This window comes from Streptomyces sp. NPDC047081 (assembly GCF_040643775.1).
In the GTDB taxonomy this organism is placed as follows: Bacteria; Actinomycetota; Actinomycetes; order Streptomycetales; family Streptomycetaceae; genus Streptomyces.
The window spans coordinates 99,882-121,947 of record NZ_JBEYUY010000022.1 but is presented as its reverse complement, the minus strand read 5'-3'; the positions used below and the strand labels follow the sequence as shown (position 1 = coordinate 121,947).

General features: G+C 71.0%; 23 protein-coding genes and 1 pseudogene. 13 read left to right on the top strand and 11 right to left on the bottom strand.

The window, feature by feature from the left end; translation table 11 throughout:
- Positions 1–115: 115 nt before the first annotated feature.
- A complete protein-coding gene (locus ABZ848_RS34005) occupies positions 116–715 on the top strand; it encodes an NADAR family protein (RefSeq protein ID WP_360838136.1) in 600 nt (199 codons plus the stop codon).
- Here the strand turns inward: ABZ848_RS34005 and ABZ848_RS34000 are convergent.
- Positions 667–1,446, bottom strand: coding sequence for a DUF4190 domain-containing protein (locus ABZ848_RS34000; RefSeq protein WP_360838135.1), 780 nt, complete (start codon positions 1,444–1,446; stop codon positions 667–669). The genes ABZ848_RS34005 and ABZ848_RS34000 overlap by 49 nt on opposite strands.
- Before the next feature lie 277 nt (positions 1,447–1,723).
- Between ABZ848_RS34000 and ABZ848_RS33995 the strand changes: the two genes are divergently transcribed.
- Both ABZ848_RS33995 and ABZ848_RS33990 read left to right on the top strand, forming a co-directional pair.
- A complete protein-coding gene (locus tag ABZ848_RS33995) occupies positions 1,724–2,770 on the top strand; it encodes an adenosine deaminase (RefSeq protein WP_360838134.1) in 1,047 nt (348 codons plus the stop codon).
- 19 nt (positions 2,771–2,789) lie between these two features.
- Complete coding sequence (locus tag ABZ848_RS33990) at positions 2,790–3,476, top strand: glycerophosphodiester phosphodiesterase (protein WP_360838133.1); 687 nt, start codon at positions 2,790–2,792, stop codon at positions 3,474–3,476.
- Here the strand turns inward: ABZ848_RS33990 and ABZ848_RS33985 are convergent.
- Positions 3,473–5,122 carry a sigma-70 family RNA polymerase sigma factor gene (locus ABZ848_RS33985; RefSeq protein WP_360838131.1) on the bottom strand — a complete coding sequence of 550 codons (1,650 nt, stop codon included), beginning with the start codon at positions 5,120–5,122 and terminating at the stop codon, positions 3,473–3,475. The two genes, ABZ848_RS33990 and ABZ848_RS33985, sit on opposite strands and share 4 nt — an antisense overlap.
- 213 nt (positions 5,123–5,335) lie before the next feature.
- Between ABZ848_RS33985 and ABZ848_RS33980 the strand changes: the two are divergent.
- Positions 5,336–5,748 (top strand): annotated as a pseudogene (locus ABZ848_RS33980) (serine hydrolase domain-containing protein); the annotation flags it as partial.
- Positions 5,749–5,782: 34 nt separating this feature from the next.
- Here the strand turns inward: ABZ848_RS33980 and ABZ848_RS33975 are convergent.
- The 5 genes from ABZ848_RS33975 to ABZ848_RS33955 form a co-directional block, all read right to left on the bottom strand.
- Positions 5,783–6,307, bottom strand: a complete 525-nt coding sequence (locus ABZ848_RS33975) for a hypothetical protein (RefSeq protein ID WP_360838130.1) — start codon at positions 6,305–6,307, stop codon at positions 5,783–5,785.
- 43 nt (positions 6,308–6,350) lie between these two features.
- Positions 6,351–6,863 (bottom strand): hypothetical protein, encoded by a 513-nt coding sequence (locus ABZ848_RS33970; RefSeq protein WP_360838128.1) that lies wholly within the window; start codon positions 6,861–6,863, stop codon positions 6,351–6,353.
- On the bottom strand, positions 6,847–7,338 hold the full coding sequence (locus ABZ848_RS33965) for an RNA polymerase sigma factor (protein ID WP_360838126.1): 492 nt from the start codon (positions 7,336–7,338) through the stop codon (positions 6,847–6,849). Before ABZ848_RS33965 ends, ABZ848_RS33970 begins: the two co-directional genes overlap by 17 nt.
- An 88-nt stretch (positions 7,339–7,426) precedes the next feature.
- The gene (locus ABZ848_RS33960) at positions 7,427–8,065 is read right to left on the bottom strand and encodes a class F sortase (protein WP_360838125.1); all 639 of its coding nucleotides are present in this window, start codon (positions 8,063–8,065) and stop codon (positions 7,427–7,429) included.
- Entirely contained in the window at positions 8,062–8,418 is a 357-nt protein-coding gene (locus ABZ848_RS33955) for a sortase-dependent protein (protein WP_360838124.1), read from the bottom strand. The genes ABZ848_RS33960 and ABZ848_RS33955 overlap by 4 nt, the downstream gene beginning before the upstream one ends.
- Positions 8,419–8,637: 219 nt before the next feature.
- Between ABZ848_RS33955 and ABZ848_RS33950 the strand changes: the two genes are divergently transcribed.
- On the top strand, positions 8,638–9,318 hold the full coding sequence (locus tag ABZ848_RS33950) for a YceI family protein (protein WP_360838123.1): 681 nt from the start codon (positions 8,638–8,640) through the stop codon (positions 9,316–9,318).
- Positions 9,319–9,349: 31 nt separating this feature from the next.
- On the opposite strand, the gene ABZ848_RS33945 is transcribed toward ABZ848_RS33950, so the two are convergent.
- The 3 genes from ABZ848_RS33945 to ABZ848_RS33935 form a co-directional block, all read right to left on the bottom strand.
- On the bottom strand, positions 9,350–10,540 hold the full coding sequence (locus tag ABZ848_RS33945) for a spermidine/putrescine ABC transporter substrate-binding protein (protein ID WP_360838121.1): 1,191 nt from the start codon (positions 10,538–10,540) through the stop codon (positions 9,350–9,352).
- Positions 10,541–10,668: 128 nt separating this feature from the next.
- Positions 10,669–12,102: an ATP-binding protein gene (locus ABZ848_RS33940; protein WP_360838120.1), complete on the bottom strand. Its 1,434-nt coding sequence runs from the start codon at positions 12,100–12,102 to the stop codon at positions 10,669–10,671.
- Positions 12,099–12,755, bottom strand: coding sequence for a response regulator transcription factor (locus tag ABZ848_RS33935; RefSeq protein WP_360838119.1), 657 nt, complete (start codon positions 12,753–12,755; stop codon positions 12,099–12,101). Before ABZ848_RS33935 ends, ABZ848_RS33940 begins: the two co-directional genes overlap by 4 nt.
- A 118-nt stretch (positions 12,756–12,873) precedes the next feature.
- On the opposite strand from ABZ848_RS33935, the gene ABZ848_RS33930 reads away from it, so the two are divergent.
- Positions 12,874–13,452 (top strand): hypothetical protein, encoded by a 579-nt coding sequence (locus tag ABZ848_RS33930; RefSeq protein WP_360838118.1) that lies wholly within the window; start codon positions 12,874–12,876, stop codon positions 13,450–13,452.
- An 80-nt stretch (positions 13,453–13,532) separates the two neighbouring features.
- On the opposite strand, the gene ABZ848_RS33925 is transcribed toward ABZ848_RS33930, so the two are convergent.
- Positions 13,533–14,972, bottom strand: coding sequence for a gamma-aminobutyraldehyde dehydrogenase (locus tag ABZ848_RS33925; protein WP_360838116.1), 1,440 nt, complete (start codon positions 14,970–14,972; stop codon positions 13,533–13,535).
- 170 nt (positions 14,973–15,142) lie between these two features.
- Here ABZ848_RS33925 and ABZ848_RS33920 point away from each other — a divergent pair, with 170 nt between their 5' ends.
- The 7 genes from ABZ848_RS33920 (at position 15,143) to ABZ848_RS33890 (ending at position 22,013) form a co-directional block, all read left to right on the top strand.
- Positions 15,143–15,658, top strand: a complete 516-nt coding sequence (locus ABZ848_RS33920; RefSeq protein WP_360838114.1) for an Lrp/AsnC family transcriptional regulator — start codon at positions 15,143–15,145, stop codon at positions 15,656–15,658.
- Positions 15,643–17,025, top strand: coding sequence for an aspartate aminotransferase family protein (locus tag ABZ848_RS33915; RefSeq protein ID WP_360838113.1), 1,383 nt, complete (start codon positions 15,643–15,645; stop codon positions 17,023–17,025). Before ABZ848_RS33920 ends, ABZ848_RS33915 begins: the two co-directional genes overlap by 16 nt.
- Before the next feature lie 190 nt (positions 17,026–17,215).
- The gene (locus ABZ848_RS33910; RefSeq protein ID WP_360838111.1) at positions 17,216–18,106 is read left to right on the top strand and encodes an ATP-binding cassette domain-containing protein; all 891 of its coding nucleotides are present in this window, start codon (positions 17,216–17,218) and stop codon (positions 18,104–18,106) included.
- On the top strand, positions 18,088–19,446 hold the full coding sequence (locus tag ABZ848_RS33905; protein WP_360838109.1) for a hypothetical protein: 1,359 nt from the start codon (positions 18,088–18,090) through the stop codon (positions 19,444–19,446). Before ABZ848_RS33910 ends, ABZ848_RS33905 begins: the two co-directional genes overlap by 19 nt.
- Positions 19,447–19,554: 108 nt before the next feature.
- On the top strand, positions 19,555–19,962 hold the full coding sequence (locus tag ABZ848_RS33900; RefSeq protein WP_360838107.1) for a VOC family protein: 408 nt from the start codon (positions 19,555–19,557) through the stop codon (positions 19,960–19,962).
- Between the two features lie 68 nt (positions 19,963–20,030).
- On the top strand, positions 20,031–21,152 hold the full coding sequence (locus ABZ848_RS33895) for an LOG family protein (protein WP_360838105.1): 1,122 nt from the start codon (positions 20,031–20,033) through the stop codon (positions 21,150–21,152).
- A gap of 162 nt (positions 21,153–21,314) precedes the next feature.
- Positions 21,315–22,013: an LAETG motif-containing sortase-dependent surface protein gene (locus ABZ848_RS33890; RefSeq protein ID WP_360838103.1), complete on the top strand. Its 699-nt coding sequence runs from the start codon at positions 21,315–21,317 to the stop codon at positions 22,011–22,013.
- Positions 22,014–22,066 lie beyond the last annotated feature (53 nt).

Here is a 22,066-nt window from a genome sequence, read left to right as displayed (position 1 = left end):
TACAAGTGATTCCGTTGTTGCCTTTCGGTTACGCGACGGAATCTGTCGACCAGGTGTCGAGTGAGCGTGGAAAAGGGGGGACGGAGTGTCAGTGGTGCCTGCCAGACTCGCGTGCATGGAGAGGATCACGGGGAAGATCGACTCGCGGGAAGCGCTGGTCAGCGCGGTCCGCGAAGGGGCACGGATCAAGTATCTGCACTTCTGGGGACACCGCGCGCGACCGGACGGGCAAGTCGGTCCGAGCTGTCTGAGCCAGTGGTGGCCGTCACCGTTCGTGGTGGACGGGGTGACCTATGGGACGGCCGAGCACTGGATGATGGCACGGAAAGCGCGGCTCTTCGGCGACGCGGAGGCGGAGACGCGCGCGCTGGCCGCGGGGCATCCCTCCCAGGCCAAGAAGGCGGGGCGGCTGGTGCGCGGCTTCGACGAGGCGATATGGGAGCGGGAGCGGTTCGGGATCGTCGTCGAGGGCAGCGTGCACAAGTTCGCGGCGCACCCGGACCTGAAGGCGTTTCTGCTGAACACCGGGGACCGGGTGCTGGTGGAGGCGAGCCCCGTGGACCGGGTGTGGGGCATCGGCCTCGCCGCGGACGACGAGGCCGCGGCGGATCCGGAGCGCTGGCGGGGGCCGAACCTGCTGGGGTTCGCGCTGATGGAGGCGCGGGCTCAGCTCTCGGCGAGCAGCGGGGCCGAGACGCTGGGCGCGGAGTTGTAGTAGGGGTCGTAGTCCGAGCTGTCGTCGTTGTCGTTGATCGCGAGCACGATCCCGACGATCACCAGGGCGATCATGGCGAGGCTCAGGATGATCCCGATGATGCCGGTGATGAAGCCGGCCTGCGCCTGGCCGCGGTTGGTGGCCTCGCCGCGGTCGGCCCGCCGCTTGCCCTTGATCCCGAAGATCACGGCGAGGATGCCGAGGACGAGACCGAAGACGCCGTAGAAGCAGAAGAGACAGCAGGAGACGATGCCGAGCACCATCGCCGAGGTGCCCATGCCGTTCTGCGGGGGCGGCTGCATACCGGGCCAGCCGTAGCCCTGCGGGTAGGCGGGGTAGCCGTATCCGCCGGGCGGCGGGGGCCCCTGGGGAGCGGGCCCACCGGGAGCCATCGGCGGGGGCGGCACGGCGGACTCGGCCCAGCCGCCCTGGGGACCGCCGCCCTGGGGGCCGGGGGCGCCGTAAGGAGGGGTGCCGTGGCCGGGAGCGGCGGCGCCGGGATAGCCGTAGCCGGGGGTGGGCGGGGCGAACCCGTCGGACGGTACGGAGGTGACGGTGGCCTGGTCGTGCATGGACGGCGGCTGCCCGGCGGGCTGCTGCGAGGCGGGCGACTGGGCTTGCGAGTAGGGCTGCTGATCCTGCGAAGCAGGCTGGGCCCCCTTGTCCAACGAGGTCTTCCGCTCCGGCGGCGCCCACGGATCCTGCTCACCCGGCTGTGTCTGCTCCGCCACGTCCCAGTCCCCCTCAATCGTCAGTCACGCCATGGTAAATCCTCGATCAGACGCAACCACGGCCGGTATCCGCACGGTGCCCAATGAACCAGCGCCATGGTCAGCGCCCTTTCTTTAGGGGCGCGGGGCTGTATCTGATTTGCGGCTCCGCCGCGTGGGCGCGACCAGCCCACCACGCACCCGCACCCGCCAACCACCAAGCCCCCCCCCACCCCCGTAGGCGATCTGCCTACCATGACCCAGATTCACCGATCAGCCGATCACCCGGGGAGACACCTTGACCGACCACCGCGCACACGACCCGCACGCCTTCATCGCCGGCCTGCCCAAAGCCGAGCTCCACGTCCACCACGTCGGCTCCGCCTCCCCCCGCATCGTCTCGGAACTGGCCGCCCGCCACCCCGACTCCAAGGTCCCCACCGACCCCGAGGCCCTGGTCGACTACTTCACCTTCACGGACTTCGCCCACTTCATCGAGGTGTACCTGTCCGTCGTCGACCTGATCCGCACCCCGGAGGACGTACGGCTGCTGACGTACGAGGTCGCGAGGGACCTGGCCCGCCAGCAGGTGCGCTACGCCGAGCTGACCATCACGCCGTGGTCCTCGACCCGCCGCAACATCGACGAGCTCGCCTTCATGGCCGCGATCGAGGACGCCCGCAAGGCGGCCGAGGCCGAGTTCGGGACGGTGCTGCGCTGGTGCTTCGACATTCCGGGCGAGGCCGGCCTGGAGGCCGCCGAGGGGACGGCACGGCTGGCGACCGACGACAAGGTCCGGCCCGAAGGACTCGTCTCGTTCGGGCTCGGCGGCCCGGAGATCGGCGTACCGCGGCCGCAGTTCAAGCCGTACTTCGACCGGGCGATCGCGGCCGGCCTGCGCTCGGTGCCGCACGCCGGGGAGACCACCGGCCCGGAGACGGTGTGGGACGCGCTGACGCATCTGCGCGCCGAGCGCATCGGGCACGGCACGAACTCCTTCCAGGACCCGAGGCTCCTTGAGCACCTGGCCGAGCGGCGGATCCCGCTGGAGGTCTGCCCGACCTCCAACATCGCCACCCGCGCGGTCCGCACCCTCGACGAGCACCCGGTCAAGGAGTTCGTGAAGGCCGGGATCGTGGTGACGATCAACTCCGACGACCCGCCGATGTTCGGCACCGACCTGAACAACGAGTACGCGGTCGCCGCGCGTCTGCTGGACCTCGACGAACAGGGCTTGGCTGCGTTGGCCAAGAACGCGGTCGACGCCTCCTTCCTCGACGAGGCCGGCAAGGCCAGGATCCGGGACGAGATCGACACGTACACCGCGGGTTGGCTCGCCCCCTGACACCAGCACAATGGGCGCCATGCAGAACGTGACCGCCGTGGCCCACCGCGGCGACCCCTACCGCGTCCGCGAGAACACGATCGGCTCGCTGCGGTCCGCGCTCGAACGGGGCGCGGACGCAGTCGAGATCGATGTACGGCTCACCCGGGACGGCGTCCCGGTGCTGCTGCACGACGAGACGCTGGAGCGGCTGTGGGGGCACGAACGCCCCCTGGCCTCCCTGTCGGCGGCCGAGGTGCGCGGCCTCACGGACGGCGGGGTGCCGACGCTGGCCGAGGCGCTGGCCGCGACCGAGGGCAGCCGCCTGATGATCGACCTGCCTGGCACGGCGGACGTGAAGGCGGCTCGCCGGGTGGTGGAAGCCGTGCGCGAGGCGGGCGCGCAGGACCGCGTCTACTACTGCGCGGGCGCCACGGAGATGCTCGCGGTCCGGGGCGCCGACCCCGCCGCCGAGATCGCCCTGACCCGCACCACCCTGGCCCCCGCCCGCCCCGCACTCCTCGAAGCGGTCCGCCCCCGCTGGCTCAACTTCCGCTTCTCCCTCCTCGACCACGACCTCACGGCCCACGTCCACCGCTCCGGCTACCTGGTCTCGGCCTGGACCCCCGACACCCGCCGCTCGCTGCGCCGCCTCCTCGACCTGGGAGTCGACTCGATCACCACGAACCGCGTCGACCTGCTGTGCGCCCTGCGCAAGGCCGGTTAGACGCGGGAGCGTCGGGGCACGGTCGCCGGATCGGACGGCGTCCCCCGCGTCACGTACTGCGGTACCGGGGTGTCGTCCTTGCCCGTGTCGCGGACAAGGCCGTAGCGGATGACGCCCTGGGCCGGGCCGGTGGTGATGTCCTTCTCCGCCGCGGCCCAGGTGCTCGGGAAGACGCCGAGGCCGTAGTCGGCGCCGCGTTCGTTCACGGTGAGGGTGACCGTGCCGTCGAGGTAGAAGTACTCGTTCTGCCACATCTGCTGGGTGCCGGCGGGCAGGACGTCGTAACCCGTGGTCCTGCTGCCCATGCCCGTGGCGGTCGTGTCGGTCGTGCTGACCGGGTCGTCCATGCGGCGGCCGCCGCCCGAGGCCACGTGGAAGAGCTTGCCCTTCAGGCCGGTCCAGGAGGGCGGGACCAGGCTGCCGGAGCGGTACTGCGGGGAGATCTGCCAGCGGACCAGGACATAGCCCTGCCCGGTGAGGGTCACGCTGTCGCCGCGGTGGTTCAGGACGGCGTGCGCGCCGCCGGTGCTGGTGACGCCGGACTCCGGGCGGTGCGGCAGCGCGGCGGGCGGGGTGTCCGGGTCCGGTGCCGTGTCCACGGCGTCGACGACACTGCCGTACAGCTCGGTCTTCCGCGTCTGTGACGGGGAGGGGGACGGGGAGGGCGGTGAGGTCGTGGGGGTCGCGGCCTCCCGGCTGTGGGTGGTGGTCGCGGGGCGTGGCGGCGGGGTGTCGGCGGGGCGGGTGACGACGTACGCGCCGCCCGCGACGATCGTCGCGCCCGCCGTGACGGCGACGGCGGGCTTGGTCAGGGCGCCGAGCAGCTTCGCGGACCAGCCGACGGAGGTGGCGGCCGCGGCCGTCTTGGAGCCGAGGGCCAGCGAGAGGGTGAAGCCGGCGGGGAGCGGGACCAGTGCGATGCCGACGAGCAGGCGCTCCGCCGGTACGACGGACTCGCGCGCGTCGCCGCAGTAGGCGCAGCCCCTGATGTGCCGGGCCAGGCGCTTGCGCCAGACCGAGTCGGGGCGGCCGTCCCAGCGGCCGGTCAGCTCCCGCAGCCCGGGACAGGCACCGTCCAGCGCTCGCACGATCCCGCGCGAGGTCTCCAGGCGCTCCTTCATCCGCTGGACGCGGACCGCCGCGTGCTGCCTGCTGATGCCGACCGCGTCGGCCAGCTCGCGCCGGGTCAGCTCCCCCGCGACCTCCAGCCACCACAGCGACAGCAGCTGCCGGTCCTCGTCGTCCAGCCAGCGCACCGCCTCCGCGACCTCGCGCCGCTGGCCCTCCAACTGGAGCCGCAGCACGGTCAGTTCGGCGAAGTCGGCGGCCTCGCGGGCCGCGCTCTCGTCCAGCTGCTGCGGGGACCTGCGGCGCGCCCGGTCCCGTATCTGCCGCATCGCGATCGCCATCAGCCAGGACCGGAAGCTGTCCGGGTCGCGCAGCGAACCGAGGTTGTCGACCGCGCGCAGCATGGTCTCCTGGACGACGTCGTCTACGTCCGCGTGCCCGTTCAGGGCGCGGCCGACGACGTTGTAGACCAGCGGCAGCCAGCCGGCGACCAGCTCGTCCAACGCCTGCCGGTCACCGGCCTGCGCGGCGGTGATGGTGGCACGCCAGTGCCGGCCGGCCTCGGCATACGTCCTCATGCCCGCACCCTCTCAGCCGGGCCCCCGCGGTTGGCAATGTCGGAGATCACACCTCCGGTGACGGCCGGGCGACCTCGCGATAACACTTTTTCGACACGCGGCCCGCCCCGTAGGGGTGAACGAACCCTCACAACTCCCTTTCCTGGCCAGGGATTTACTCGGGGTTCGGCCAGGGTTCCGCGTCCCGCGCGACGCCCCCAGGAGCAGCCCCCCATGCGCCCCCGCACCCCGACCGTCCTCGCCGCCACCCTCGCCCTCGCCCTGACCGCCGGCCCCCTGGCCACCCCCGCCCTCGCCGCACCCGCACCGGCCTCGGCCCGCGCCACCATCACCGCCCCCGACGCCCGTTTCCGCGCCGGTTCGTCGACGAAGGTGGTGACCGCGGCGGCCGTACTGAAGCTCGCGGCACAAGGCCGGATCGACCTCGGCGCACCGGTCCAGCGCTACCTCCCCGGCCTGCTCACCCGCGCCTTCGAGGCGCAGTACGCGAACCTGAGTTCCAACCCGGTACACAGCAGGACTACCTCAACATCAACTACATGATCCTCGGCCTGCTGATCAAGAAGGTGACGGGACGCCCGTACGCCGACGAGGCCGCCCGGCTCGTGCTGCGCCCGGCCGGCATGAACAAGGTGGCCGAGCGGATCGTGCTCGCGGCGCTCAAGTAGCGAGCGCCGGGGCGGGGTTGGGGCCGGTGAGGGTCTCCAGGCGCTTGATCTTCCGGCGGACGACGTACAGCGGGATCACGCCGAACACCCCGAACGACATGTCGATCACCGACCACCAGAAGGGGATCCCGCGGATCGGTCCGCAGATCAGCGCGAGCGGGATGATGCCGGCGCAGGCGATCATCGCGAACTCGACGACCCAGATGTTGCGGACCGGGTCGCGGTAGGGGCCGTAGAACGCGACCGCGATGACGAGGTGGGCGAAGGCGAGCCAGTCCGTGCCGTAGAGCAGGAAGGGGTAGTCCGCGTCGGCGGTGTCGAGGCCGTGCCGGACGCGCTCGATCCACTCCATGAGCGCGGGCAGGTGCTCCGGCGCGGACAGCCACCGGAGCAGGTCCTCGGTCCAGCGCAGTTCGTGCACCAGCGGGAAGGCCGTGGCGCCGCTGAGCACCAGGCAGACGACGAACAGGACCAGCCAGGCGCGGATGCCCTTCAGCAGGGCGGCTCTGTCGCTCATGGCGGCAGCGTACGCCTGTTTCTGAACGTGTTCAAAACTCCTTTCAGGAGCGGCTCGCGCTGACCGAGACCTGGGCGGAGGGCACTTGGCTCGGCTCCGTCGACGGCCGCGTGGTCCGGCTGGTCGGAGTCGGCGTCGGCGTCAGGGAACGCCCTTCGCCCGGGACCGCGGTGGCGGACCTGCCGGGGGCGGCGCTCTCGCGCGGCGCCTTCGTGGGCGTCGAGTCCTCGGGCGAGGCCGAGGGGCTGGGCACCCGCGAAGGTCCGGGCACCGTCGAAGGGCTGCTCGCGGGGGGCGGGGCGAGCGGGACCGTCGGGGCGCCGGGGGTGTCGGTGGCCGTAAGGCGGAGGGGCAGGATGACGAGGGCTGCGACGCCGCAGGTCAGGGCCGCGCCGGCGGCGGCACGCAGGAGGCGGCGGCGGGCGGCGCCGCGGCGGATCGCCTCGTAGCGGCCGGCGGGCGGGCCGAGGTACTGCGTCGGCGGGCGCAGGATGACGGTGAGCGGGTCCTCGGGGTCGTGGTCGTGGTCCGGGCCCTCGTCAGAGTGTGTGATCAAGGCTTCTCCTCAGGTGGGCGCGGAGCAGTTCGCGGGCCGTGTGGAGGTCGGCCTTGACGGTTCCTTCCTTGCGTCCGGTCAGCACGGACACCTCCCGGATCGGCATGTCAGCGTAGTAGTGCAGCAGGATCGGGACACGCAGGCGTTCGGGCAGGGACTGCACGAGGAGTCGTACCGAAGGATCCGTCGGTTCGGCGTGCGGGGCCACCGCCGCCTCCGTCGTCGCGCGGCGCACGGCCCGGCGCTCGCGCTCCAGCTTGCGCCAGTGGTCCCGGACGAGGTTGGCCGCGGTGACGTACAGGAAGCCACGCGGTTCCGCGACGGACGTCCAGCGGGCCCAGAGCCGGGTGAACGCCTCGGAGGCGATCTCGTGGGCCGTCTCGTCGTCGTCGACGAGCCGGCGGCACCAGCCGGCGAGGCGCGGGTAGAGGGCGGCGAACAGTTCGGACGCTGCCTTCTCGCGGGACCGTTTCAAGGTTCTCCAGGTGGGGGGTATGGCGCTCGTAGGGGTAGACCCCGGACCGACGGCGTACGTTCCGTCGGCCCGGGATCCAGGCGGCTGTTCAGTGCTTCGCGGCCGCCGATCCGAGCGTCGCGAAGACGATCACGTTGTCCTGGTAGCCGTCACCGGTGCGCGGGCCGCCGCAGGTGATCAGCCGCAGCTCCGGCCGGTCGACGTTCCCGTACACCTCGTCGGACGGGAACTCGGCCTTGGCCACCGTCTCCACCTTCGTCACGGCGAACTCCGCAGCCGTGCCGTCGGCCCGGCTCACCTCGATCTTCGCGCCCTGCTTCAGGTCGGCCAGGTGCCGGAAGACTCCGTCCCCGTAGGCGCCGACCGTGACATGGCCGAGGATCACCGACGGTCCGGACTGCCCCGGCGTCGGGGAGTGCTCGTACCAGCCCGCCCGGTCGTGCGCCGCGATCGGCGGTACCTGCACGGTGCCGTCGGCCGCCAGCCCCAGCTTCATCACCGGGGTGTCCACCCCGATCGCCGGGATCCGCAGCCCGACCGGGACCGATCGCCCCAGCGCCGGCACCGACTTGGCGGCCGGTGGTGCGGAGGACGCCGAGGATGCCGAGGACTCGGGGTCCGACGGCCGGCTCGCGGACCTGTCGGTCGTGGCGCCGGGGCCGCCGCAGCCGGCGAGCAGGGCGGCCAGGGCCACCGCGGCGAGGGCGCGCCCGGGCAGCCGGCTCACGCCCCGTTCGCCTGCCGGCGGCGCACGAGGAAGACGGCGCCGCCACCGAGGACGAGGGCCGTGGCGGCACCCCCGCCCACCAGGGCACCGGTGCTGGAGGAGTCCGAAGAGGTGGGCGCCACACCGGTGTCGGGCGCTCCGCTCGGTACGACGGAGACCTGATCGCGCGGCACGCGGCTCGGCACGGTGGTGGGCGTGCGCGCTTCGCTGGGGACGGGGCTGGGTGCCTTGGTGGCGACCTGGCTCGGGACGGCGCTCGGGGACGTGGACGTCCCGTCGGCGAACGCGGGCAGCGCGCCCGCCAGTACGGCCGTGCAGGCGAGGGCCAGGGCACTGAAGCCGGTTCGGCGCATGAATCGCTCTCTTTCGTCGGCCCGCCGGTGGTCGGCCGGCGGGCTGGATGACTGATCGAGCGAAGAGACGAGACAGCCGGTACACAGGTTGTAAAGAGCCGGCAAAGTCGCGCGCCGAAGGATGCAGGTGAGCGGCGTGGAAACAATGTGTGCCGACCGTGTGTGCGGGTCCTGAAGGTGTCTTGCGGCGCTTGTTGTCATGACGTAGTTACGTGAATCATGAACCTGTTCACCCGTGCTGCGTCCCTGCGCCGCCCGGCTCCCCCCACCGCCCCCGCCCCCACGACCCCCGCCGCTCCCCAACACCGCCCCGGACAGCAGCAGTTCGCGCCGACCGGCGTGCTGGATCCGGCTCTGGCGGCACTGACCGGAGAGTGGATCGTCGACCCTGCGCACAGCCGGATCGGCTTCTCCGTACGGCATGCCCTGGTGACGACCGTGCGCGGAGCGTTCACGGAGTTCGAGAGCCGTCTCTACTTCGACGGCCGCGACCCCTCGCGCTCGCGCGCCGAGATCGTCCTGTCCACCGCGTCCGTCGACACCGGCGTGGAACAGCGCGACGCGCACCTGGTCGGCCGCGACTTCCTGGACGCCCGCGCCTATCCGCAGATGCGTTTCACGAGTACGGCCGTACGCCTGGCGGGCAACGACGTCTACCGCATGACCGGCGACCTCACCATCAAGAACGTCACGCGCCCGGTCGACCTGGAGCTCACCTACATCGGCCATGTCACCGACGCGTTCGGCGACGAGCGGGTGGGCTTCGACGGCACGACCACCATCAACCGCTCGGAATGGGGCCTGAGTTACAACCAGCGCCTGGCGGAGGGCGGCGCGATGGTGAGCGAGAAGGTCCGCCTCCAGTTCGACATCGCGGCCATCCGCACGACACGGGCCTGACGGGGACCGCCGTCCGCCTCCCGCCCCGCCCTCACAACCCCACGATCTTGTTCCACCGCTTGGCGAACTCCACCCGTTCCGTCGAGGTGATGTCCCGGGCGATGGCGAGCCGCTTGCGCATCGCCGCGTCCGGGAAGATCAGCGGGTTCTCGGCGAGGGCCGCTGTGTCCTTGTCCTTGTCGGCGGCGAGGATCTCCTGGGCCTCGGGGACGGGGCAGACGTAGTTCACCCAGGCGGCGAGCTCCGCGGCCACCTCGGGCTCGTAGTAGTAGTCGACTAGCTTCTCCGCGTTGCTCTTGTGCAGCGCGCGGTCCGGGATCATCAGCGAGTCGGCCCACAGCTCCGCGCCCTCCTCGGGGACGACGAAGCGGATGTCCGGGTTGTCGGCCTGGAGTTGGATGACGTCTCCGGAGTACGCCTGACAGGCCAGGACGTCACCGCTGACCAGGTCCTTGGTGTAGTCGTTGCCGGTGAAGCGCCGGATCTGGCCGTTGGCCACGTACTTCTCGACCTGGTCGCAGACCTTGTCGAAGTCGGCGGCCTTCCACTTGGTGATGTCGACGCCGTTGCCCTGCATCAGCAGCGCGAACGCCTCGTCGAGGCCGGAGAGCAGGGTGACGCGGCCCTTGAGGTCGCTCGCCCACAGCTCGGAGACATGGCGGATCTCGCGGCCCAGCTTCTTCCGGTTGTACGCGATGCCGGTGATGCCCGACTGCCACGGCACCGAGTACTTGCGGCCCGGGTCGAAGGCGGGCGAACGCAGCTGCGGGTCAAGGTACTTGGCCACGTTCGGCTGCTGCGACCGGTCCATCTCCTGGACCCACCCGAGCCGCACGAACCGCGCGCACATCCAGTCGCTCATGACGATGAGGTCGCGGCCGGTCTGCTGGTGGTTCATCAGCGCGGGGCTGATCTTGCCGAAGAACTCGTCGTTGTCGTTGATCTCCTCGGTGTACTTGACGGAGATCCCCGTGCGCTTCTCGAACGCCTCAAGGGTCGGCCGGCTGTTCGGGTTTTCGTCGTCCGTGTCGATGTACAGCGGCCAGTTCGCCCAGGTCAGCCGCTTGTCGCTGGCCGACATGTCCGCGACGGCCCGCTGACCGGGCTTCACGTACGCGGCCGGCACCCCGCAGCCGGCCAGACCGCCGAGCACGGCGCCCCCGCCCAGCGCACGCAGCAGGGACCGGCGGGAGAGCGGGGAAGTCTTCGAAGTCAGGGGCATTGACGCAGCATGCCGCCCCCACCTGTGGACGGACAATCGACGCTGCGTCAAGCGGATCGCCGGGTGCAGCGGACACCTTGTCGATCGGTATCACCAGGTCAAGGCAATGGGGCAGGTTTTCGGCGGGTTTACGGGCTTCGGGGCGCGGGCCGCGGGGTGGCGAGGGGGGCCGCAGCGGGCGGTGAGGGTGTATCGGCGGGCGGCGAACCCGTGGCAGCGGGCGGCACGGGCACACCGACGAGCCCCGATGCCGGCGCGGCGGGCGACGTGGGCGACGCGGCAGGCGACGCGGGCCGCGAAGAGGTCGCCACAGGCGACGCGGGCGCGCCAACGGGCCCCGAGGATGTCACGGCAGCCGACGCACGCGACGCCGCGGACGGCGCCGGTGGCGTCCGCTCGCGGCCTGGTAGGCACACCTCCACGGTCAGTCCGCCCGCCGCCCGTGTCCTGGCCAGCACCCGCCCGCCGTGCGCGGCGACGACGGCCGCGACGATCGACATGCCGAGCCCCAGCCCGTCCCGCTTCCGCACCCGGTCCGGGCCGAGCCGGCGGAACGGCTGGAACAACCCCGCCGCCTGGTCCGCCGGAATCACCGGCCCGCTGTTCTCGATCCGCAGCCCGGCCGCCCCCGCCGCGTCCACCCCCGTCCACACGCTCACCCAACCCCCCTCCCCCACAGGGAGGTTGTGCCGTACGGCGTTGTCGGTGAGGTTGACGACGAGCCGCTCGATGAGCTGCGGATCCCCGTACACGACCGCGGGTTCCAGCCGCGCCGCCACCTTCACGCCCCCTTCCGGCAAGCGGGCCCGCACGACCTCCGCGAGGTCCACCGACTCCCGCCGCTCCAGCCCGCGTTGGCTGCGGGCCAGGGTCAACAGGGCGTCGATGAGCCGCTCCTGCTCCTGCCCGGCCGAACGGACGCGGGCCAGAGCGGCTCGCAGCTCGTCCGCGGAGGCGTCGGGGTCCGCCAGGGTGACGTCGACGACGGCCTGCTGGAGCGTGAGCGGGGTGCGCAGTTCGTGCGAGGCGTTGGCGACGAACCGCTGCTGTGCCTCGAACGCGCCCTCCAGCCGGGCGAGTACGGCGTCGAAGGTGTCGGCCATCGCCTTGAGTTCGTCCTCCGGTCCGGTCACCGCGAGCCGCTCGTGCAGGTTGTCGGCGGAGATCCGGCGGGCGGCCGCGGTCATGGTGCGCAGCGGCGCCAGCACCCGCCCCGACATCAGCCAGCCGAGGGCGACCGACAGCACGACCATCACGGCGAGCGCGATCCCGGCCTCGATGAGCAGCGACCGCAACTGGTCCTCGCGAACGGCCTCTACGACGGCATGCAGGGTCGGCGGGTCGAGCCCGGCCGGGGCACTGGTGCCGTCCTCCGGCGCGGGAGCGCTGCCGGAGCCCTCGGTCGACGCGGCGTGTCCGCCCTGGGAGCTGGCGGCGAGGAAGTACGTGAAGCCGAGCAGCATCGCACCGGCCACGACGAACAGGGCCGTGTAGATGAGGGTGAGACGCCAGCGGATGCTCCGCGGGCGCCGGGGCAGGAACCTGCGGACCCGGTCGTTCATCGGATCCGGTACCCCGCCCGCTCCACCGTCTCGATCAACTGCGGTTCCCCCAGCTTCCGTCGCAGCCTGCTGACCGTCACCTTCACGGTCTGGCTGAACGGATCGGCGGCCTCGTCCCAGGCCCGCTCCAGGAGTTCCTCGGTCGATACGACGGTCCCCTGCGCGCCCAGCAGCAGTTCGAGCACGGCGAACTCCTTGGGGCTGAGCGCCAGCCGGAGCCCGCCCCGGGTCGCCTCCCGCCGCGCCGGGTCGAGCCGCAGCTCGCCGCGGACCAGGACCGGCGGCAGCGCGGGCTGCGCACGCCGCGCCAACGCCCGTATGCGGGCGACGAGTTCGGTGAACGCGAACGGCTTGGGCAGATAGTCGTCGGCGCCGAGCCCCAGCCCCGCGACCCGGTCGGCCACCGTGCCGGACGCCGTCAGCATCAGCACCCGTGCCCGCCTGCCGCCCTCGGCGAGCGTCCGGCACACCTGGTCACCGTGCAACCCGGGCAGATCACGGTCCAGTACGACGACGTCGTAACCGTTGATCCCGGCGCGCTCCAGCGCGGTCGGGCCGTCGAAGGCCAGATCGACCGCCATGCCCTCGCGGCGCAGCCCGCCGGCCACGGTCTCGGCGAGCTCCTCATGGTCCTCGACCACCAGCACACGCATGCGGCTCAGTGTGGCGGGGCGGGGGTTACAGCGCGATAAGCGCGGCCGTTCCCGTGCCGTAACCGCTCGGGCTGTTGCCTGGATGCCGTCAACAGCCGTACCACATCGGGAGGAACACATGTCCGTACTGGCGACGCGGCCGCGGCGGATCGCCCTGGCCATCGCGGCGATCACCGCCGCCACTCTCGGCACGGTCAGCGCGTCGGCCGCGCAGTCCACCGAGACACCGCCCGCGGGCGGTCACCAGGCGCACCATTCCACAAAGCCGGTCCCGCGGGGCGGCGAGAAGGGCCACAAGGCCAGGGGCGAGGGGGGAGCCGGGATCGCCATCTCCTACCGGCCCACCGCGAACGCCCCCGGCGACGTCAACGCGGTCAACGACGACTTCGCCGCGTGCATGCGTGCGCACGGCGAGCCGACGGTCCCCGTCTTCCACGCCACGAAGGACGCCGACGGCAAGGTGACGCTGCGGGTGCAGGGGGGCGCCGCCGCGCACGGGGCCACCCCGACGCCGAAGAAGTTCCAGAAGGCCCTCAAGTCGTGCGCCCCGATCCTCAAGGAGGTAGGCATCACGATCTCGACCGACGTGGACCAGCTGCCGCCGCTGCCGGAGCCGGGGACTCCGGGTGCCGGGGCGCCGGGCCTGGACAGCAAGAAGAGCGACGACGGTACGCCGTCGCTGAGCTCGCACGCGTAACGAGGCCACCGAGGAGGGGGGAACGGAGCGGCCCCGGACGGGAGTTGATCCGTCCGGGGCCGCTGCGCACACCCTGGGAACTATGCGTCCAGGGACGTCATCACGTGCTTGATCCGCGTGTAGTCCTCGAAGCCGTACCCCGAAAGATCCTTGCCGTAGCCGGACTTCTTGAAGCCGCCGTGCGGCATCTCCGCGACCAGCGGGATGTGCGTGTTGATCCACACGCAGCCGAAGTCGAGCTTCTTGGACATCCGCATCGCACGCCCGTGGTCCTTGGTCCACACCGAGGAGGCCAGCGCGTAGTCGACGCCGTTGGCCCACTCCACCGCCTGGTCCTCGTCCGTGAAGGACTGGACGGTGATGACGGGACCGAAGACCTCGTTCTGGATGATCTCGTCGTCCTGCTTGAGCCCGGAGACGACGGTCGGCGCGTAGAAGTACCCCTTGTCACCGACCCGCTGGCCGCCCGCCTCGACCTTGGCGTGCGCGGGCAGCCGCTCGATGAACCCGGAGACCTGCTTGAGCTGGTTCGGGTTGTTGAGCGGGCCGAACAGCACGTCCTCGTCGTCCGGCTGCCCGGTCTTCGTCTCGGCCGCGGCCTTCGCGAGCGCGGCCACGAACTCGTCGTGGATGCCCTCCTGGACGAGCACGCGCGTGGCGGCCGTACAGTCCTGGCCGGCGTTGAAGAAGCCCGCCACCGAGATGTCCTCGACGGCCTTGGCGATGTCGGTGTCCTCGAAGACGACGACCGGCGCCTTGCCGCCGAGCTCCAGGTGGACCCGCTTGAGGTCCTTGGACGCGGACTCGGCGACCGACATGCCGGCCCGTACGGAGCCGGTGATGGAGGCCATCGCCGGGGTCGGGTGCTCGACCATCAGCCGGCCGGTGTCACGGTCGCCGGTGACGACGTTGAAGACGCCCTTGGGCAGGATCGAGCCGATGATGTCGGCGATCAGGACGGTCGAGGCCGGGGTGGTGTCCGAGGGCTTCAGGACGACCGTGTTGCCCGCCGCGACGGCCGGCGCGAACTTCCACACGGCCATCATCATCGGGTAGTTCCACGGCGCGACCTGCGCGCAGACGCCGACCGGCTCACGGCGGATGATCGAGGTCATCCCGTCCATGTACTCGCCGGCCGAGCGGCCCTCCAGCATCCGGGCCGCGCCCGCGAAGAAGCGGATCTGGTCGACCATCGGCGGGATCTCCTCGGACCGCGTGAGCCCGATCGGCTTGCCGGTGTTCTCCACCTCGGCCGCGATGAGCTCCTCGGCCCGCTCCTCGAACGCGTCCGCGATCTTGAGGAGGGCCTTCTGACGCTCGGCCGGGGTGGTGTCGCGCCAGGCCGGGAAGGCCGCGGCGGCGGCCGCCATGGCGGCGTCCACGTCCGCCGCTCCGGACAGCGGCGCGGTCGCGTACGCCTCGCCCGTCGCGGGGTTGACCACCTCGGTGGTCCGTCCGTCGGCGGCGTCCCGGAACTCACCGTCGATGTAGTTGCGCAGACGACGCAGCTCGGTGCTCACTGCCGGCCTCCTGTGTCAGGTCGAACTGTCCATTGGCTGAGACACCCACCCTAATCCGCGAGCCCACGTTTTCAACACCCCTGGTCGCGCCAAGACTGCGGAATCCGCAGATCTCACTGACGTAAACAACGAATTTCATCGGTCCGCCCTTGCGGAACCGTCGAGACGTCGTGCACAGTGAGGTCGTGGCCAGTCGAAGCGCAGAGCAGCGGGACTCGCGGGAGTCCAGGAACGGCACTCCCCATCTGGATGCCGTCTCCCTCGCCATCATCGAACAGCTCCAGGAGGACGGCAGGCGTCCGTACGCCGCGATCGGCAAGGCCGTGGGCCTGTCCGAGGCGGCCGTGCGCCAGCGCGTACAGAAGCTGCTCGACCAGGGCGTGATGCAGATCGTCGCCGTCACGGACCCGCTCACCGTGGGCTTCCGCCGGCAGGCGATGGTCGGCGTCAACGTCGAGGGCGATGTGGAGAAGATCGCCGAAGCGCTGACTGACATGTCGGAAGTCGAGTACGTGGTGATGACCGCGGGCTCGTTCGACATCCTCGCCGAGATCGTCTGCGAGGACGACGACCATCTGCTGGACGTCATCAACAAACGCATCCGGGCGCTGCCCGGCGTGCGCTCCACCGAAAGCTTCGTCTACTTGAAGCTGAAGAAGCAGACCTACATGTGGGGAACCCGATAACCGTGAGCCAGAAGGACCTCAGCAAGACCGCGTACGACCACCTGTGGATGCACTTCACCCGCATGTCCTCGTACGAGAACTCCCCCGTCCCGACCATCGTCCGGGGCGAGGGCACCTACATCTACGACGACAAGGGCAAGCGCTACCTCGACGGTCTCGCGGGCCTGTTCGTGGTCCAGGCCGGCCACGGCCGCACGGAGCTCGCCGAGACCGCCTTCAAGCAGGCGCAGGAGCTGGCGTTCTTCCCGGTGTGGTCCTACGCCCACCCGAAGGCCGTGGAGCTCGCGGAGCGCCTCGCGGACCACGCGCCCGGCGACCTGAACAAGGTCTTCTTCACCACCGGCGGCGGCGAGGCGGTCGAGACCGCCTGGAAGCTCGCCAAGCAGTACTTCAAGCTGGTCGGCAAGCCCACCAAGTACAAGGTCATCTCCCGCGCGGTCGCCTACCACGGCACCCCGCAGGGCGCCCTGTCCATCACGGGCCTCCCGGGCCTGAAGGCCCCCTTCGAGCCGCTGGTCCCCGGCGCGCACAAGGTCCCGAACACCAACATCTACCGCGCGCCGATCTTCGGCGACGACCCGGAGGCCTTCGGTCGCTGGGCCGCCGACCAGATCGAGCAGCAGATCCTCTTCGAGGGCCCGGACACGGTCGCCGCGGTCTTCCTGGAGCCGGTCCAGAACGCGGGCGGCTGCTTCCCGCCCCCGCCCGGCTACTTCCAGCGCGTGCGCGAGATCTGCGACCAGTACGACGTACTGCTCGTCTCCGACGAGGTCATCTGCGCCTTCGGCCGCCTGGGCACGATGTTCGCCTGCGACAAGTTCGGCTACGTCCCGGACATGATCACCTGCGCCAAGGGCATGACGTCCGGCTACTCCCCCATCGGCGCGTGCATCGTCAGCGACCGCCTGGCGGAGCCGTTCTACAAGGGCGACAACACCTTCCTTCACGGCTACACCTTCGGCGGCCACCCGGTGTCGGCGGCGGTGGGCCTCGCCAACCTCGACCTGTTCGAGCGCGAGGGCCTGAACCAGCACGTCCTGGACAACGAGGGCGCGTTCCTCTCCACCCTCCAGAAGCTGCACGACCTGCCGATCGTCGGCGACGTCCGCGGCAACGGCTTCTTCTACGGCATCGAGCTGGTGAAGGACAAGGCCACGAAGGAGTCCTTCAACGACGAGGAGACGGAGCGGGTCCTGTACGGCTTCCTCTCCAAGGCCCTGTTCGACAACGGCCTGTACTGCCGCGCCGACGACCGGGGCGACCCGGTGATCCAGCTCGCCCCGCCGCTGATCTCCAACCAGGAGACCTTCGACGAGATCGAGCAGATCCTGCGCGCGACGCTGACGGAGGCATGGACGAAGCTCTAGCCTTCGGCGGTTAGACCGCTAATACGGCCCGGGGTGCGCCCGTTCGAGTGAGAACGGTGCACCCCGGGCCGCGTGCTGTCCGGCCTCGGCGCCCCCGCTCCATAGCGTGCCTGGTAACCGATCGGCCCTGCTTTCGTTCCCCCGCACGGGGGATTGCAAGGCACTACGGACCAGAACGAGGTGTACGCCGATGGAGGCACCGCCGGACAACGACGTGCTGTGGGCTCGCGCCCTGCACTTCACCCACCAGGACGGCTCACCAGGGCTGACCGGTGTCTCGCTCGGCGTCCAGGAGGGCGAGATCCTCGCCGTCGGCGGCCCGCGCGGCAGCGGCAAGACGACGCTGTTGCGCTGCCTGTCCGGGCTGGTCCCGGCCCAGCGCGGCGAGGTCTGGTTCAACAGCGTGCCGGTCCACACGATGGGCCCGCTCACCCGCGAACGCCTGCGCCGCGACCGCTTCGGCTGGATCGACCCGGCGCCGGTCCTGGTGCCCGAGCTGAACTCCTGGGAGAACGCCGCGCTCCCCCTGATGCTCCGCGGCACGAGCCGCCGCCGCGCCAAGACGGCCGCGCTGGAGTGGCTGGAGCGCCTGGACATCGGCGACAGTTCCCGCAACCGCCCCCACGAACTCACCCAGGCGGAACGCCAGCGGGTCTCGATCGCCCGGGCCCTGGCCGCGTCCCCGACGATCCTGTTCGCGGACGAACCGACAGCGCCCCTGCATCGCGCCGACAGAGCCCACGTACTGCGTACGCTCACCACCGCTGCCCGCTCCCACGGCATCACGGTCGTCCTGGCCACCCACGACGCGGAAACAGCAGCCCTGGCCGACCGCACGGTGACCCTCCTGGACGGCCGCCGCGTCAACACGGTCCATCTGCCACCGCTGCCGGAGCCGGGGGACCGGGGGGCGGCGCAGGGTGCCCGAGCGGCATCGCGGAATGGTCGGGAGACCGCACAAGAGGGCCAGGGAGCCACACTAGAAGCTCGCGGAGAGACTCAAAAAGCTCCGGAGGCCGGGCAGGGCGGCCCCGGTACCGGGCAGGAAGGCCGGGGGGCCGCGTGCTCGCTCTCCGTCTGACCCGCGCGGCCCGCCCCGCCGTACACCTGCGCCGCCTCCTGGTGGCCACGGCCGCGGCAGGCACCGGCTTCCTCCTCCTGTGCACCCTCGGCTACGCCATGACCCACCCCGACTCCCCCTCGGCCTCCGTCCTCCGCCTCGCCTGGTGCCTCACCCCGCTCGCCGCCACGGTCCACTTCGCGGTCGCGGTGGCCCGTACGGACCCGGCCACCAAACCCCGCCCGGGCCTCTCGGCGATCGGCCTCGGCCCGGCCCGCCTCATGGCCATCTCGGCCACGACGACGGCCCTCTCCTGCACCCTGGGCTCGATGGTGGCCCTCCTCTTCTTCCTCCACCTCCGAGGCGACCTGACAGGCATGCCCTTCGACGGCGCGGCCTCAGAATTCCTCGCCGCGGACAAGCCGCTCCCTCTACCGGCAGCCCTCACGCTGCTGGCCCTGGTACCGGCGATCGCGTCACTGGCGGTGGGCGTGGTCCTACGCCCCCGGGACACCCACCCGACCCCGACACGCCCGCCGGGCCGCTCGTACGGCCGCTTCGGAGCGTACGGCCGGTCGACGCGCAGAGAGACGTTCGGCGCATACGGCCGCTTCGGCGCCCGCAGACGCGACGGCGCCGCGCCGTCTGCGCGGGCAAGCGAAACGCCCCCCACAGCAACCCCCACCGAGCCGGCTGACTCGCACAACCCGGACCCCACCGCTCCCCCACCCCCCCGCACAGCCCCCTCCGGCCTCCCCTGGGGCACCGCGATCCTCGCCGCCGGTCTCGCCGTAGAGGCCTACGCCAGCCGCACCACAGCCACCTCCACCTCCCACTCCACCCCCGCTCTCACCCTCCCCGGCGGCCTCACCAGCACCACCCCCGCCATCCTCATCGGCTTCCTCCTCACCGCAGTCGGCCTCGCCCTCGCCGCCCCCGGTCTCACCCACCTCACCGGCCGTCTCCTCCAGTCCGCCCGCCCCGGCGCCCTCCGCCTCCTCGCCGGCCGCGTGCTCATGGAGGAAGCCACCCGCATCGGCCGCCCCCTCGGCATCGTCTGCGCCGTGGCCTCCGCCGCGTACGCCATGACCGCCCTCTACGACCCCGCCGAACCCTCCTTCGGCCCCCTCACCACCCTCGGCACACTCCTCGTCGCGGGCTGCACGGTCGCCACCCTCCTCACCGCCGCCGTGGAGGCCAGACAGGCCAGGGCCGACACCACCGCCGCCCTGCTCCGCCTCGGCGCCCCCGCCACGATGCTCCGCAGCGCCGCCGCCCTCCGGGCCGCCGCCCTGCTCGCCCTCTTCGGCCCCCTGACCCTCCTCGTCGCCGAACTGGCCGCCCTCCCCCTGACGCCCTGAAAATTCCCGGGACCGAAATCCCCGGTCGCCGATGAGTTCCGCACGACCCCCGGGTCTACCCACCGAACAGCACGCACCGGACACGCTGCACTCGACGGGAGAACCCCCATGTACCAGCAGATGATCTTCGTGAACCTCGCCACCAACGACATCGTCGCCTCGAAGAAGTTCTTCACGGAGCTCGGCTACTCGATCAACCCGCAGTTCTCCACGGACGACTGCACCTGCGTCGTGATCAGCGACACGATCATCGCGATGCTGCTCAGCAAGCAGCGCTACGCCGACTTCACGAAGAAGGAGATCGCCGACTCGACGAAGACCAGCGAGGTGCTGATCTGTCTGAGCGCGGAGAGCCGCGAGAAGGTCGACGAGCTGGTGGACAAGGCGATCGCGGCGGGCGGCACGGACAACAACGACACCAACGACCAGGGCTTCATGTACGGCCGCTCCTTCGACGACCTCGACGGCCACTCCTGGGAGGTCGTGTGGATGGACCCGGCGGCGGTCCAGGGCTGATCCAAGGCTGATCCGGGACTGGTCCAGGGCGACCCGTCGCAGCCGAACGCCGTGCCTAGCATGGGCCCGTGCAGACGAGCCCGGCCCATGCGGCCCACCACGACGACCGCGAGATCGAGACGCTCGAGGACTTCGACGCGACCGTCTCGGCTCGCGGAACGCTGTCCGGACACCGAGTGCAGGCCGTCGATCTGACGGACCGCACAAGGGAGTTGCTCACCACCGGCACCGCAGGTGCCATATTCCTCGGCTGCCCGATGCGGCCGGACGCGGAGGCGAAGGTCCGCGCCGAGGGAGCCCTGGTCTTCCCGCCGGTGCCGGGCCTGCCCTTCGACCCGTACCGCGGGCATCTCTACCGGCCCGAGGACCTGTTCGCCGACCTCGACCAGGGGTACGAGCGGACCCCGGACGCCCTCGCCTACGCGTGGTTCCAGACGACCAAGGCCGACGGCGACATCTGGGCGTCGATGCTGCGCGCCGTGCACGACGACTCCATCTCCGACGCCCTCGACGAACTCCTGCGCGGGGCAAGGGTGGTGGGCGTCATGGGCGGACACGCGATGGCGCGCGGGACGCAGGCGTACGCCGGTGCGGCGCGGCTCGGGCGGGAGCTGAGCCGGTCCGGCCTGACCGTCGCGACGGGCGGCGGGCCGGGCGCGATGGAGGCGGCGAACCTGGGCGCGTACACGGCGCCGTACGAGGACGAGGTGCTGGAGGAGGCCTGCCAACTGCTGGGCAGGGCACCGTCGTTCACGCCGTCGATCACCGAGTGGGCGCGGGCCGCCTTCGAGGTGCGCACGCGGTGGCCGAAGGGCAACCACTCGATCGGCATCCCGACGTGGTTCTACGGCCACGAGCCGCCGAACGCCTTCGCCTCGCACATCGCCAAGTACTTCGCCAACGCCACCCGCGAGGACGGTCTGCTGGCCCGCTCCAACGCGGGTGTGGTCTTCCTGCCGGGCGCGGCAGGGACCGTACAGGAGATCTTCGACAACGCGACGCCCAACTACTACGAGTCCCGTGGGGAACCGACCCCCATGGTCCTGGTCGACCGGGCACACTGGACCGAGCGGCTGCCGGCGTGGCCCCTCTTGCAGGCTCTCGCCCGGGAACGGTCGATGGAGTCCCGTATCGCCCTCGTTGACCGGATCGAGGAGGCTCCCGAGGCATTGAAACGTCTCGGTGGTTAATAACGAGGTAAAGCCAACCGTCAAGGTGCGTCTACGGATTGACACTCCTTATGGAACGCTTATAGACCTGTGAGACTCCTGGGGAACGTGAAGCCTCACCTCATCGTCGCCTCACTTCCCCTTCAAACCCCCCGCAGTTGTGCCATCCCGTGAAGGGCAAAAGTGTCCATAACTCGCCGCACCGCGCGTCGTTCCGTGCAGATCCTGGGCGTCGCCGCCGCCTCCTCCGCGCTCGCGCTGAGCGCCGCGGGCTCCGCGCTCGCGTGCAACATCAATGAGTTCTCCGCCACTGCCAAGTGCGACGGCAGCAAGGGCGTCATCGTCGTCACCGACAAGGACGGCTCCGGTACCCCGGCCACGATCACCGTGTTCCTGGAGAACAACGGTGCCGACGCCAAGACCGTCGGTTCGCAGGACGTCACCGGTACCAAGGAAGGTGTCGACGTCACCTTCGAAGAGGACTGGTCGCCCAACGCCGAGTACCGCATCCACGTCACGGCCGGGAAGGACAAGGACCACCCGATCGTCGACAAGGACATCACGCCGAACCTGACCACCCCGTCCGAGGGCTGCTCGAAGGACGAGTCGACCCCGCCGACCACCCCGGCGCCGTCGGACTCGACCACGCCTCCGGCCGAGGAGTCCGCGACCCCGACCCCGTCGGCCTCGGAGAGCAGCACCGCCCCGGCCGACACCTCGTCCAACGCGCCGTCCCCCGCGGCCGGTGACTCCAACCTCGCCGAGACCGGTGCGAGCTCCAACACCGGCATGATCGCCGGTATCGCGGGCGCGCTCGTCGTCGTCGGCGGCGGCGCCGTGTTCTTCGGCATGCGCCGTCGTGGGGCGAGCAGCAGCCGCTGACGCTCCTTTTGCACCACGCCGTGGCCCGTCCCCGTATCCCCGGGGGACGGGCC